The sequence below is a fragment of the Psychrobacter sp. CX5 genome (genome assembly GCF_057621535.2).
In genome coordinates this window covers 1,294,063-1,307,848 of record NZ_CM177735.1, presented here as the reverse complement: position 1 = coordinate 1,307,848, position 13,786 = coordinate 1,294,063, and the positions used below count along the sequence as shown (strand labels likewise).

General features: G+C 41.5%; 11 protein-coding genes. 7 read left to right on the top strand and 4 right to left on the bottom strand.

Going from position 1 to position 13,786, the window contains the following annotated elements:
- Window positions 1-63: 63 nt before the first annotated feature.
- Window positions 64-1,068: a DnaJ C-terminal domain-containing protein gene (locus tag AC21OG_RS05075; protein WP_486545435.1), complete on the bottom strand. Its 1,005-nt coding sequence runs from the start codon at window positions 1,066-1,068 to the stop codon at window positions 64-66.
- A gap of 281 nt (window positions 1,069-1,349) precedes the next feature.
- Complete coding sequence (locus tag AC21OG_RS05070) at window positions 1,350-3,344, bottom strand: ABC-F family ATP-binding cassette domain-containing protein (RefSeq protein ID WP_487376233.1); 1,995 nt, start codon at window positions 3,342-3,344, stop codon at window positions 1,350-1,352.
- A gap of 475 nt (window positions 3,345-3,819) precedes the next feature.
- Between AC21OG_RS05070 and erpA the strand changes: the two genes are divergently transcribed.
- The 6 genes from erpA to def all read left to right on the top strand — a co-directional run bounded on the left by erpA (window position 3,820) and on the right by def (window position 10,241).
- Complete coding sequence (gene erpA / locus AC21OG_RS05065) at window positions 3,820-4,149, top strand: iron-sulfur cluster insertion protein ErpA (RefSeq protein ID WP_486545431.1); 330 nt, start codon at window positions 3,820-3,822, stop codon at window positions 4,147-4,149.
- A gap of 267 nt (window positions 4,150-4,416) precedes the next feature.
- Complete coding sequence (gene gshA / locus AC21OG_RS05060; RefSeq protein ID WP_487376232.1) at window positions 4,417-5,994, top strand: glutamate--cysteine ligase; 1,578 nt, start codon at window positions 4,417-4,419, stop codon at window positions 5,992-5,994.
- 84 nt (window positions 5,995-6,078) lie between these two features.
- On the top strand, window positions 6,079-6,609 hold the full coding sequence (locus AC21OG_RS05055; protein WP_487376230.1) for a disulfide bond formation protein B: 531 nt from the start codon (window positions 6,079-6,081) through the stop codon (window positions 6,607-6,609).
- A gap of 76 nt (window positions 6,610-6,685) precedes the next feature.
- Window positions 6,686-8,179: a UDP-N-acetylmuramate:L-alanyl-gamma-D-glutamyl-meso-diaminopimelate ligase gene (gene mpl / locus AC21OG_RS05050; RefSeq protein WP_487376229.1), complete on the top strand. Its 1,494-nt coding sequence runs from the start codon at window positions 6,686-6,688 to the stop codon at window positions 8,177-8,179.
- An 822-nt stretch (window positions 8,180-9,001) separates the two neighbouring features.
- Window positions 9,002-9,253 carry a GlsB/YeaQ/YmgE family stress response membrane protein gene (locus AC21OG_RS05045; protein WP_486545425.1) on the top strand — a complete coding sequence of 84 codons (252 nt, stop codon included), beginning with the start codon at window positions 9,002-9,004 and terminating at the stop codon, window positions 9,251-9,253.
- Window positions 9,254-9,710: 457 nt separating this feature from the next.
- On the top strand, window positions 9,711-10,241 hold the full coding sequence (def, locus tag AC21OG_RS05040; protein ID WP_487376227.1) for a peptide deformylase: 531 nt from the start codon (window positions 9,711-9,713) through the stop codon (window positions 10,239-10,241).
- 45 nt (window positions 10,242-10,286) lie between these two features.
- On the opposite strand, the gene dapB is transcribed toward def, so the two are convergent.
- Window positions 10,287-11,117, bottom strand: a complete 831-nt coding sequence (dapB, locus tag AC21OG_RS05035) for a 4-hydroxy-tetrahydrodipicolinate reductase (protein WP_487376226.1) — start codon at window positions 11,115-11,117, stop codon at window positions 10,287-10,289.
- A gap of 394 nt (window positions 11,118-11,511) precedes the next feature.
- Window positions 11,512-12,642, bottom strand: coding sequence for a molecular chaperone DnaJ (dnaJ, locus tag AC21OG_RS05030; RefSeq protein ID WP_487376224.1), 1,131 nt, complete (start codon window positions 12,640-12,642; stop codon window positions 11,512-11,514).
- Between the two features lie 379 nt (window positions 12,643-13,021).
- On the opposite strand from dnaJ, the gene AC21OG_RS05025 reads away from it, so the two are divergent.
- A complete protein-coding gene (locus AC21OG_RS05025) occupies window positions 13,022-13,681 on the top strand; it encodes a DUF2939 domain-containing protein (RefSeq protein ID WP_487376223.1) in 660 nt (219 codons plus the stop codon).
- Window positions 13,682-13,786: the final 105 nt, after the last annotated feature.

Here is a 13,786-nt window from a genome sequence, read left to right as displayed (position 1 = left end):
AATCCTTAGTCATGTAAGGAGCATATAAGGACTAGAAGCGAACCATTTCAAGACTTTCAACCATTAACGTTTAATATCAGCACTTGAAAAGCTTTCTTTTAAAGCAGTAAACGCTTCTCGCTGAGCTTCGGTCGTAACATCCGGATTAACGATATTTAAGGTTAGGTACAAGTCCCCGGGCTGCTTTGCAGGAATACCTCTGCCTTTAACTCGTAAATGACTGCCAGACTTACTATTTTTGGGTATCGTGACCCCTAAGGTGCCCGCTGGTGTATCCACATTTACCTTTTCGCCCAATGCCGCTTCCCAAGGGGTGATATTTACGGTTTGATAGACATCAGCGCCTTCTAGTCGAATATTGTCATCATGACTGATCAGCACTTTTAAGAATAAATCGCCATTTTTCCCACCACCCATGCTGGCAGCACCCTGACCACTTAAGCGAATTTGTTTGCCTTCGGTTATGCCTTTTGGGATTTTAATTTTTAATGTTTTTTGTTCATGGGTGACACTGCCATTCGACTGACGAACGGGCACATTCAATTTAATACTATAGTCATCACCGTTATACACCGAATCTAAAGTAACATTAATCTCAGCGTGCTGATCCTGACCTGGCGCAGGACCTGGATCTTTAAAAGCACCTCCAAAATGGTCATAGCCTGACTGACCTGATTGGCGATTTGTCTGACCACCGCCAAAAGCTGAGAAGATATCGTCAAAGCGGAAGCTACCACTACCAAAGGGCGCTCCTTCACCAAATTGATCTTTGACATCTTCCCATCTAAATCCGCCTTGACCGCCTGCACCACTGAAGCTAGAAGCGCCTTCAAAGCCGCCACCTCCTGTAAAGGGATTAGCAGTCATGGCATCATACTTCGCACGCTTTTCAGGATCTCGTAAAGTCTCGTAAGCATTGTTGATCTCCGCAATCTTTTCGTCAGCATTAGGGGCATCGCTGACATCAGGGTGATACTTACGCACAAGCTTTCGGTATGCCTTTTTGATATCTTTGTCTGTGGCGTCTTTACTGACACCTAAAGTATCGTAGAAACTCTTTTCTGCCATTATTATTATCCTTTTATGGGTCTAAATACTCATCTCATATCTTACTATATAAGGGCTATTACCCTGAATTTCACTACCTAAACGTTCCCTTTTCAATGTCATACTCTAAGCTTATCGTCATAGATTAAGCTAAAGTATGTTCTACAGTTTAAAAAAAAGAGCAAAACTTAGTATGCTCTTTTAATGTTAAAAAGTTTGATTTATAAAGGGTTTAATTTAAAAGAGATAACTCGCCTTAAGTCTCTAGGGGCTGTATAAAATAACCTACACTTGATATAACTTTAATTTTCATAACCTTCAAGCTCTGTCATCGCCGTGATTAATGTCTCTTCTAATTCATTTTGCTGCTGCTGTAGCTGGGCCTGTGTTTCAAGCAGCGTTAACAACTCATCCTTACGAGCGTCCTCATACAAAGAGGTATCGGCAAGCTGTTGTTCAAGATCTGCTAAGTCAGTGGCCACTTTATCCAGCTTCTTTTCAGCTTGCTCAATACGCTTTCGGATGGGCGCGGTCAATTTGCGCTGCTCTGCCGCGAGCTTACGACGCTCTTCTTTGGTTAATTGCGAATCATCCTCCTTTGCTTTTGCTTCAGCTGCTTTCTTGGCTTCTTCGGCTTGCTTGGCAGCGCTTAGGGCAACAGCTTTGGCATCACGTGTCTCTTTTGCCGCCTCTTTGGCGTCGGACTTGCGCTGTTCTGATAGCCATTTGCCATAGTCTGACACATCGCCATCAAATTCCTGTAGCTTGCCATCATGTACCAGATATAGCTCATCACAAACGTTGGCAATGAGTTCGCGATCATGCGACACCAGTACCACTGCCCCAGCAAACCCTTGTAACGCCATGGTCAACGCCTGACGCATTTGCAAATCTAAGTGGTTCGTAGGCTCATCGAGTACCAACACATTTGGTTTTTGCCAGACAATGAGTGCCAGTGTCAGACGCGCACGCTCTCCCCCTGAAAATAGCTTACTAGGCGTATCGATACGATCGCCACGGAAGTCAAAGCTACCCAAAAATGAGCGCAGCTCTGCATCAGAGGTCTTGCCTGCCAAACGACGCATCATGATCATCGGAGTGGCCTCAGCATCTAAACTGTCCATCTGATGCTGATTGAAATAACCAATATGAAGCGTATCAGACACCTTATACGTACCCGTTAAAGGCGTCAGCTCACCAACTAAGCATTTAATTAATGTCGATTTACCAGCACCATTCATACCCAACAGACCGATGCGGGTATCTGGTGTCACTTGCAGACTGACATTAGACAATATGGGCGTATCACCATAACCGATGTCTGCTGATTTAAGTGAAATCAGCGGTGAGCTCATGTGACTGGGCTCATAAAACTGAAAGGTAAAGGGGTTGTCTGCCATCACAGGTGATAAGTCTGCCATCCGTTCAAGCTGTTTTAAGCGGCTTTGGGCTTGCTTCGCTTTTGAGGCCTTTGCACGAAAACGACGCACAAAGTCTTCTAAATGCGCTTTGGTGGTTTGCTGCTTTTCAAACGCTTGCTGTTGTTGAGCTAAGCGCTCGCTACGAGTACGCACAAACTGTGAATAGTTACCCGTATATAGGGTCATACTCTGGTTTTCGACGTGTAAGATATAACCAATAGTGGCATCTAAGAAGGTTTGATCATGCGAGATTAGCAGGACAGTGCCATCAAACTTCGCAATCCACTCTTCTAACCATAATATTGCATCCAAGTCTAAGTGGTTGGTAGGCTCATCAAGCAATAGTAAATCGGCACGGCTCATCAATGTCTTCGCCAGATTCAAGCGCATACGCCAACCACCCGAAAAGTCATTTACTGGAAGTTCGTGCTGATTGGCTTTAAAGCCGAGACCTGCCATAATTTGCGCTGCAGTAGTGGGCGTCCGATAGCCATCGATGTCATCAAATCGTTGATATAACTGAGCGATCTGATTATCACTGAGCGTATCAGGATTCATCATCTTTTGGTTAATCTCATACCATTCTTTATCACCGCTTAAGACATAGTCGATGGCAGGCTGACTGGTCCCTTCGACTTCTTGTGCCATATGCGCCACATCCCATCCGCTAGGAATACTGACACTACCAGCATCGACCGTTAATTCATCTGTGCTACGTTCACCCATATGCGTTAATAACACACCAAATAAAGTTGATTTACCGGTACCATTGTTCCCGGTTAACCCCACCTTTTGTCCTGGATGTATCTGGAAGGTCGCATCTGAAAAGAGTACTCTACCATCACGGCGGACACTAACTTTGTTAAATTCAATCATGGATACTAATCACTTTTGGTTATGTCTGAGCAGGTTATAAAATTAATGCGTGTCAGAAATTAAAAAACTATGACAAGGAAACAACGCTTGGCACAATTACAACATTGAAAATCAAGCATTATGCCTCATTATGCTATAATGAATGGCTAAAATTTTAAATAATTCATTCAGGAGCTGTATAGAATTATTTATTGAATTGATAAATGTATTCTAAATAGCCTCTAATAAGGATGTCATTGTACTGGCATCCCCTTTCCAAATATCAATTGTTTTTAAAAATAATAGTTTTTAAAATTGTTTAAATAATTAATGTAAATTTTGCTTTGTCTATTTTTATGGCCCATTTTATAGCCCATTTTTCATAGCACTTAATGATAGTGACAATAATTTAAATGACATTAAACTCATATTATTTCAACAACGTTCTTTACATTGATTTTGCGTTCAGTGAAGTTACACACTTTACGAGGATATTATGACAACCATTACCTTAACTGACAGTGCCGCTAATAAAGTTCGCAGATTGCGCGAAGAAGAAGGCGACAACTCTTTAATGCTACGTGTCTACGTCACTGGTGGAGGCTGCTCCGGCTTCTCTTATGGCTTTAACTTTGCTGATGAAATTGGCGAAGATGATGCCAACTTTGAAAACGATGACGTCACCTTATTGGTTGACTCCTTAAGCTATCAATACTTACAAGGATCAACGGTTGACTATACCGAAGGGTTAGAAGGGGCACGTTTCGTCGTGACCAATCCGAATGCCACTACCACGTGTGGTTGCGGGTCTTCATTCTCGATTTAGTGGCTTTAATTTTACCTGTTTTTTAAAGGGTCATTTTTAATACGGATTTGACGCTAGGATCATTTGTAAACGCACATGATTTTTTTATAGGTTTAGGCTACACTACTTTGATATTTAAGCAATATGCATTCTTGCTAAGTTGTTGATAATACCTCCTACGCTTCACGTTATACGTTGACAGATATATGGATAAACGGTCTTAATTGACGGTTTTGACAGATAGTCTTGTCAGCGAGTGATGCCTCTAATTGATTTTGAGATTATAGTATGACTGACGTTACCCCTCATTCCCCCCGTTCTCATATACCCTCTTGGTTAACAAGCCAGCTCTTATCTGGTATGTTACGTGGTATTGAAAAAGAGGGGTTAAGAATGCAGTCTGATGGCTTCCTTGCCCAAACCCCGCATCCAAAATCTTTAGGGTCAAAGCTGACCCACCCTTACATCACTACTGACTACTCTGAGAGCTTACTTGAGCTTATCACCTCACCGAAGTCTACGGTGGCAGAGACGTTAAGTATGCTGCGTGAGTTGCATATTTTGGTTTATCACTCATTAGAGGAAGGAGAGCTGATTTGGCCCTTATCGATGCCTTGTATGCTGTCCTCCGATGACAATGATATCCCGTTGGCCGACTATGGCAGCTCCAATGTCGGACGTCTTAAAACCTTATATCGCAGTGGTTTAGGGGTTCGTTATGGCCGGCGTATGCAGACCATCGCTGGGCTTCATTACAATTTATCTTTTGGTGATGATTTATTCCGTGTTTGGCGCGATAACTCTCCAAAACAAGACCAAGCCAACTCACTTACCGAATTTAAAAATGCGAAGTATCTTGGGCTTATCCGCAACTTTAAGCGGATGAGTAGTCTGGTGCTGTATCTCACAGGTGCTAGTCCTACGGTTTGTCCCTGTTTCTTAATCGGTCGTGAACATAGCTTAGAGCAGTTGAATAAGACGACTTACTATAAGCCAAATGCCACAAGCTTACGCATGAGCAAGCTTGGGTATACCAATAGTGTGCAAGATCAGCTTGATATTCGCTATAACACCCTGCCTGAATATGTGGACGGTCTGCGCCGTGCCATTAACACCCCATTCTCAGGCTTTAGTAAGTTGGGCCTTGATGATGAGAATGGTGAACCGATACAGATTAATGATCATATCCTGCAAATTGAAAATGAGTACTACAGCCCTATCCGTCCGAAGCAAATCGCGGAGTCAGAAGAGACACCGAGTCACGCTTTAGAGGCTCGTGGCATTGCTTATGTAGAGTTTAGAGCGGTAGATTTAGATCCTTATAGTGATATTGGCATTCGTCTCTCCACCGCTTGCTTCTTAGAAGTATTAGCGTTGTATTGCTTACTGACTGACTCTCCTGATTTGTTGCCAGAGGAGGATGACCTATTGGCTGAAAACCTTGAGCGGGTTGTCAATAATGGTCGTGAGCCGAACTTAAGCATTAAAACATGCGACGGTGAAGTCAAATTAAGTCAGTGGATGCAAAAGCATTTAGAAGCCATGTTACCCATCGCTACTTTATTAGATGATCAATATGGGGGTAATAATTACCGAGTCGCTGTGACTTTAATGCTTGGCAAGGCCGTCTATCCCGATGCGACGTTGTCTGCTCAAGTGCTTTCTGATACGGAAAAATTTGGCAGCACTTGGAAGCTTGGCTATGCTCTAGCGCAGCAGCACCGTGACGCTATCATGCGTAATACCCTAAGTCCCAATACTCAGGCAAAATACGAAGTATTGGCAGAAAAATCATGGATACAACAACAAGATCTTGAGAGCAACCAGACTCAAAGTTTTTATGATTATATACAACAATATCGTTAGGCTTATTTAACGTGACTTTTTAGGGTGCTGTTAGTGATAAGCATATCGGTTTAATATGGATTTTAGTTGCCAAGGAGCAACCCCATGCAGCGTTTACTTTCCTATCGTACGCTTAATATCATATTAGTATTTTTTGCTGTGGTTGGCATGGCTTTTGCTATTTTATTTTTACAAAACGCCAAAGGTTTGGAGCCATGCCCTCTTTGTATTTTTCAGCGCATTGGGCTTATTGTCATGGGTATCTTTTCCCTTATTGCAGCCCTTGGTAATCCCAAAATTACCGCTATTCGACTGTTGTTATGGTTGGGCTCAATGTTAGGACTCTTATGGTCAGCTGGTGTGGCGGCGCGCCATGTCTGGATTCAACATCTACCCCCAGACCAAGTGCCGAGTTGTGGTCCGGGTTTGGATTATTGGCTCGAAGCGCTTCCAATGAGACAGGTTATCAACCAAGTACTATCAGGCTCTGGCGAATGCGCTGAGATTAGCTGGCGCTTTTTAGGACTTAGTATTCCCGAGCAAGCCCTTATCTTGTTTACCTTTCTAATTTTGGTTAACTTAATGGTATTATGGCGTATTATTAAATCGCGTCCTGTTAAAGCTCGAGCCTTTTAATGTTTAGAGTCTTTAAGTCCTAAGCGCTATTTAATCGTTACACTTTTTCTTTATTTAGATAAAAACCAGAGGTTGCATGCACGTTCATATTTTAGGTATCTGTGGCACATTTATGGGGTCACTTGCATTATTAGCTCGAGATCTTGGTCATACTGTTACTGGCTCAGATACCGGCATCTATCCACCGATGTCAACTCAATTAGAACGTGCGGGTGTCGAAATTTTAGAAGGTTATCACGCCAGTCACTTGCAGCCTGCCCCTGACCTAGTGATCGTGGGCAATGCCATGAAAAGGGGTATTGAGGCAGTTGAATATATGCTAGATGAAGGTATTCCCTATACCTCAGGTCCTCAGTTTTTATCGGAGCAGGTGTTGCAACATCGTCACGTATTAGCGGTTGCCGGTACTCATGGTAAGACCACAACGACGACCATGCTGGCATGGATACTACATTATTGCGGCATTGATACTGGGTTTTTGATCGGCGGTGTGCCTTTGGTAGACAGTGATAATAATGCTTTAAACAGACCCTTTGCCCACAGTAGCTATTTAGGCTCTGATACTAGCAAAGACGGCAAACAAGGCTATTTCGTTATTGAAGCAGATGAATATGACTCCGCATTTTTTGATAAACGATCTAAGTTCGTCCATTACCGTCCTCGCACTGCTATATTAAATAACCTTGAGTTTGATCACGCTGATATTTTTAAAGATTTAGACGCCATTCAAACTCAGTTCCACCACATGATTCGGATGATTCCAAGTCATGGTCAGATCATTATGCCGGCGCACACACCAAGTTTAGAGGCGACGATAGACAAAGGATGTTGGACGCCGATATGGCGTACTGAAATTATAGAGCCTAGCAGCTTACAAGGTACGGTAGAGTGCGTGTGGAAAGCAGAATTAATTGAAGAGGACGGCAGCCGATTTTTGGTACATTATCACGATGACGAGCATACCCAGATGGTAACCGGAGAAGTTGATTGGGGTATGAGTGGTCGTCATAATGTAGAAAATGCGATGGTAGCGGTTGCTGCTGCTTATGATATCGGCATTGGTGTTGAACAAGCTTGCGCAGCCTTGTCTAACTTCTCAGGTATTAAGCGTCGCATGGAACTGATCGCTGATGTGGAATACAAATTGGGCGACTCAAATAATAAAGTACAAGTGTACGATGACTTTGCCCATCATCCCACCGCGATTACCACCACCCTAGATGGGGCAAAAAAGAAGCTAAAAAATCACAAAATCTGGGCAATTATTGAGCCGCGCAGTAACACAATGAAACTTGGGGTTCATAAAGACAGTTTAGCAGCTTCTGCGCAACTGGCTGACGAAGTCATTTGGTATGAGCCCGCAGGTTTAGAGTGGGGGCTGAATGAGGCTATTACCGCGCAGTCCAACACTGTTCGCAATTCTCAATATGTAATGACGGATACTCAAAGTATCATTGATCATCTTGTCTCTAAAATAGGCGATACCGGCAAAGATGATGCCATCATCATTATGTCTAATGGCGGCTTTGAAAACATTCATCAGCGCCTAATTAAGGCTTTAAACCCATAAAGGATGTCGTCTTTTTTTAATTTCATTAAGTCTTACTCCAAAGGCTTTATCCTAATGGATAAGGCTTTAAATTTAAGCCCTTCAGACTATATTTCTTTATTAACTACCAATATCTCTTTTTCAACTGCCAATAAATGCTCTATGTCCTCTCTTTAGGTTTTAATAAACAGACCATTACGTACTTAACCTTGAAACAGTGATGCAAATGCAACAAAAGTTAAAATAAACGATACAATTAGTTAACTTATTATTATCAATCTCTATTAATACTCCAACTATGGTCACATAGCCTGTACAAGGTTAACAATTCAATCTTACTACTAGTCTTTTTTAGCCGTTAAAATTCAATTTGGACGAGTATTGAAGTCTCTTCTTTTATCATTAGGTTAGAATAAATTTATTTCGTTTACTCTCTACTGTGGTTTAACGCTCTTTATGGTTTATTGCTCATCGCTTATCATTCTCTAATCATAAGTTTGACTTTAAACCTATTAGACTTATCCCTACTAGAGGATGTATGACCAAGTCATTTGAAGCGAAATTATTTAAGAAGTTACTTTATAACAAGTTATTTAAAATAACTTAAACTTCTCAATTTAATCTACCTGTATAAATACATGCATAAAGGATAAGGCGCTTCAATAACGATACTTTATTAATCATATAAATATATAAACTTAGCTAAAGTTATAGCGACTGCCAAATTTAAAATTAGCTTATTGAACAAGACGCGTATTAATAAGCAGTAGACAGTGCGAGTCTAATAAAGATAAGTTTTTTTTATAAACGGTACAATAATTAATTGATAGGGAGAGAAATAATATGAGCATTATTTGGACAATTGCTGTAGGTTTTATTGCAGGGTTATTAGCACGTGCTATTAAACCGGGTAACGATGCCATGGGCTGGATTATGACCATCATACTGGGTATCGCAGGCTCTTTTTTGGGTGGTTTTATTGCCAGTTTAATAGGCTTAGCAGATAGCGGTAGATTTATTAGCCTAGCATTCTCAGTCATTGGTGCCATTATTTTACTGTTTATTTATGAACTAATTGCTAATAAACGTACTTAACCCTTTATAATACTTTTCTTAAGACCTTTATAATTCTTTTCTTAAGATACGTATATTAATAGCAATATCATCGAAAATATGTAACTAATTTAGCGACGAAACGGACTTTTATAGTCCGTTTTTTTATGTTGCTAACTCAAATACTCGTAACAGTACCAAATATATAAGTTAACCTATGTATGAAGGACATCCAAGAAGACGAATGTAAATACGACAAATGCTTAGCTCAGTAAATCTGACCGAATATGACAAGGACAGGTAATTTTATAGAAAAGGCATGACACGATGTATCGGATGATTGCCTAAATTAGCTTGAAATTAAGGCTAATGCCCCTCATTCAGTGATATATAATATATTATTAACTTTTATTTTTTAAAGTTTATCGATTGCATAAACTCAGATATAGTAGACATGAGTTAGCCCATAAACTTTAACTAACATACAACGTGATCTCTTATGGCAAAATTACAAATACTTAATTATCCTGACCCTCGTTTACGTACCATTGCAGAGCCCGTGAAAACGGTAGATGATGACATCAAACAACTAATAGATGATATGCTTGAAACCATGTACGATGCCAAAGGCATTGGACTGGCAGCTACCCAAGTAGATCGTCATATTCAGCTAATCGTCATGGACTTATCTGAAAATAATGATCAGCCTCGTGTGTTCATTAATCCGAAGATTACGCCACTTGTAGAAGATAAAAAGCCTTATGAAGAAGGCTGTCTGTCAGTACCTGATGTGTTTGATTCGGTCGAGCGTCCGACAAAAGTGAAGATTGAAGCGCTAGATCGAGACGGCAATGCTTTTGAAGAGATTGCCGAGGGACTACTTGCGGTCTGTATTCAGCACGAGATGGATCATTTAAATGGGGTGCTATTCGTTGATTATTTATCGCGTTTAAAACAGACTCGTGCGCGTGATAAGGTACGTAAAGTCGTTAAACTGCGTGAAAAACAGCTTGATAACGCCAGAGCTTAACCTAACCAGTCCCCTATTTAACTTTTAAAAGTCGATAGGGGGCGATTAAACGCCCGTCAAACCTAATACATCTTGCATATCATAACGACCAGCTGACTGTGTAACCACCCATACGGCCGCTCGTACTGCGCCTGCTGCAAAGGTCATACGCTCACGGGCATGGTGTTTGATTTCGACCATTTCACCATCAGCGATAAACATCACACTGTGATCACCAATGATTTCACCGCCGCGAATGGCATGAATGCCGATGCTACCCTCTTGACGCTCACCCGTTTTTCCTTCACGTCCGTATAGTGCCACTTGTTTTAAATCTTGACCACGTGCTGTTGCTGCTGCATCCGCCATCATAAAGGCGGTACCAGAAGGCGCATCTACTTTGTGCTTATGATGTGCTTCAATGACCTCAATATCTGCCGTTTGCCCAAATGCTTTAGCAGCCATTTCTATCAACTTCAAAGACACATTAACACCAGTAGAGTAGTTGCCAGCATAGACGATTGGGATTTGCTGACTGGCTTCATTTAATTGTTGTTCTTGAGCGTCACTCAATCCTGTAGTGCCTATGACCATAGCGACGTTATGTTTGGCACACAGTTGTACATTATTTTCAGTAGAGTCTGGTAAGCTAAAGTCGATCAGTACATCGATGCCGTCTAGCTCTGCTTCAAGATTGTCCGTTAAAGCCACCCCATTTTTACCCAGTGCGACCAGCTCACCCGCATCAACGCCTATTAAACTGGAGCCACTGCGCTCTATCGCTGCTGCTAGCTGCGTTTGCTCATTGTTATGAACCGCTTCTATTAACATACGGCCCATTCGGCCACCGGCACCAATAATGCCTACTTTAATTATTTGAAAATGCACTTGCGTCATGATTATTTCCTTAATTTAGCTGAATACGCATAATATTCGTTTAAGAATAATGCTTTTCTCTATCTACTATGCAATTGTAAATAATGATAGCATGATTTTTTTGATTTCTCTTTTGTAGAGAGTGAGGTTAGCGCAGTCCCTCTTTCATTTATCTAAAACGAGACAATCCTTAATTACATAAGAAAAGCCCATACGTTTCACGTGAAACTTATGGGCTTTCAATATAACGATTTTTATTATATTCGACTCATAACACTGATTTAACCCAGCTGATTTTATTAGACTACTTTATTTAAATCAATGTGATCAAACTTCGTTAACTGAATGCTTTAATCAAACGCTTTAGTCAAACGCTTTAGTCAAACGCTTTAGTCAAACGCTTTAGTCGAACGCTTTAGTCGAATAGGTCACCAAGTTTTTCAAAGAAAGACTTTTTCTTAGGAGACTGATGATGCTTGCTATCGCCATCTAAAGTATCTTGGAACTGACGTAACAGCTCTTTTTGCTCACGGGTTAAATTGACGGGCGTCTCAACCATAATACGGCATATTAAGTCACCTTTCATCGTGGTACGCACGGGAGTCACCCCTTTTCCACGGACGCGCAGTAGCTTACCACTTTGAGTGCCTTCGGCAACCTTAATCTTGACTTTACCATCTAAAGTCGGAATCTCAACTTCTTTACCAAGCGCTGCATCGGTGATGCTTACGGGCACATCCATATACAAGTCAGCGCCTTGACGTTTAAATACCGGGTGTTCTTTAACGCGGACTTCTACGTACAAGTCGCCATTTTGTACACCTGCACCACCGGCTTCACCTTCACCGGCTAAACGTACTCTATCCCCATCATCTACCCCTGCTGGGATTGAGACTTCAAGAGTGCGAGATTTATCTTTGACACCGCTACCATGACAGTCTGGGCAAGGATTTTTAATTTCTTTACCAGAGCCGCCACAATTAGGACAGGTTTGTTGTACGGCAAAGAATCCTTGCTGCATACGAACTTGACCATGACCGCCACAGGTCTGACAGGTAACAATATCAGAAGCATCTTTAGCGCCTTTACCATCACAGGTCTCACAAGGGGCAGGCGCGGTAAAACTAATCTCTTTTTTACAGCCTCGTACCGCCTCTTCTAAAGTTAGCTCAATCACATATCGCAAATCTGAACCACGGCGCTGACGACCACCGCCACGAGACTGACCAAAGATGTCGCCAAAGTTGCCAAAAATGTCGCCAAAGATGTCCTGGAAATTACCAGCACCAGCGCCACCAAAGCCGCCACCGCCCATACCATTTTCAAAGGCAGCATGTCCCATACGGTCATAGGCAGAACGTTTTTCTTTATCGCTCAATACCTCATAAGCCATTGAGGCTTCTTTGAACTTCTCTTCAGCATCGGGGTCATCTGAGTTACGATCAGGATGGTATTTCATGGCCAATTTACGGTAGGCCTTTTTAATCTCACGCTCATCGGCGTTTTTATCAACGCCTAGAACGTCGTAAAAATCTCGCTTACTCATGGAGGCTCCTATCAACATGCCATTATTATTCCTAATGTTTCATGTGAAACATTATGAACGATGGCATTCAAATTTAATCAAAATAATCACAGTGACTATTGTCTGTAAAATTGTCTATAAATAGCCATATATAAATGACTGGCATAAAATACTGCAAAATTAATCAATACTTTTCCTGTTTAATGGTGACAATCACCTCGATTATCAAGCAATTATGCTAAAATCTATTTATTATTATGCTTATGTTTTAATAACCTTCTTATTTATTGGTCTTCTGAACCCTGTTTCTACAAACTGTCTAACGTTACCTATGATATGCAAATCTTAAAGTAACACTGATCTCATCTAACCCTTATAGACTCACAGGCCCTTACCTTTTATGAAATTCTTAAAGTTTTTAGTCATCACACTTATCATTGTGGCTATTGCTGTCTTTGCAGGCTCTCCCTACTATACGGCTTATCAAATAAAAGAGGCTTATGATGCACACGACGGCGAGTCTCTCGTCAGCTATATTGACATCAATCAACTGCAACCAAATATCGAGTCACAGTTAATGGCTAAGTTTTCTAATACGTTATTACAGTACCCATTGGTCGCAAAACTTGGTGGTGAACCTCTAAACCAAGCCGCTAATGACTTTATTTCAAGCTCAGTATCTAACGCCATTACTGCCGACAATATTAGTAGCCTAGTTAAGACTCAAGGTCAAGCCAATCAAGCGACTAAGGAGCTCGCAGCCGCATGGGCCATTGCTAGTAATAAAGTCAATCTGCGCAAATTAATTCAGGACATTATCGTTCAGCGTGGAGATATTAATACGGTGATCAAAACCCAAGTGCAGCAGGTGATGGACAGTCAAGCCTCGGATCTTGAAGCCCATGCTGAAGCAGGAGAGGACAGCAAAAAATTTAAGTTAAACTACTGTGGTATCAATTGCTTCACAGTATCTGGGGATATTAAAGGATATCCAGTCACAGTTGAGATGACACGGGAAGGGTTTGTTGATTGGAAAATAGTTAACGTGGTATTGCCATAACCGTCTGTGTTAATCAATTAAGCCCTCTCTATTTTCAGTGAGTTAAGCCGTATCTCGTATTGTCTCAAGTATTCAGCTACGGCATCTCACTCGCCTGTCTCCAAG

Excerpts from the sequence above, each read along its gene's own strand:
- dnaJ (WP_487376224.1), bottom strand. The coding sequence starts at position 12,642 with ATGAGTAAGCGAGATTTTTACGACGTTCTAGGCGTTGATAAAAACGCC.
- AC21OG_RS05075 (WP_486545435.1), bottom strand. The coding sequence starts at position 1,068 with ATGGCAGAAAAGAGTTTCTACGATACTTTAGGTGTCAGTAAAGACGCC.
- AC21OG_RS05055 (WP_487376230.1), top strand. The coding sequence starts at position 6,079 with ATGCAGCGTTTACTTTCCTATCGTACGCTTAATATCATATTAGTATTT.
- mpl (WP_487376229.1), top strand. The coding sequence starts at position 6,686 with ATGCACGTTCATATTTTAGGTATCTGTGGCACATTTATGGGGTCACTT.
- erpA (WP_486545431.1), top strand. The coding sequence starts at position 3,820 with ATGACAACCATTACCTTAACTGACAGTGCCGCTAATAAAGTTCGCAGA.
- gshA (WP_487376232.1), top strand. The coding sequence starts at position 4,417 with ATGACTGACGTTACCCCTCATTCCCCCCGTTCTCATATACCCTCTTGG.
- dapB (WP_487376226.1), bottom strand. The coding sequence starts at position 11,117 with ATGACGCAAGTGCATTTTCAAATAATTAAAGTAGGCATTATTGGTGCC.
- def (WP_487376227.1), top strand. The coding sequence starts at position 9,711 with ATGGCAAAATTACAAATACTTAATTATCCTGACCCTCGTTTACGTACC.
- AC21OG_RS05045 (WP_486545425.1), top strand. The coding sequence starts at position 9,002 with ATGAGCATTATTTGGACAATTGCTGTAGGTTTTATTGCAGGGTTATTA.
- AC21OG_RS05025 (WP_487376223.1), top strand. The coding sequence starts at position 13,022 with ATGAAATTCTTAAAGTTTTTAGTCATCACACTTATCATTGTGGCTATT.
- AC21OG_RS05070 (WP_487376233.1), bottom strand. The coding sequence starts at position 3,344 with ATGATTGAATTTAACAAAGTTAGTGTCCGCCGTGATGGTAGAGTACTC.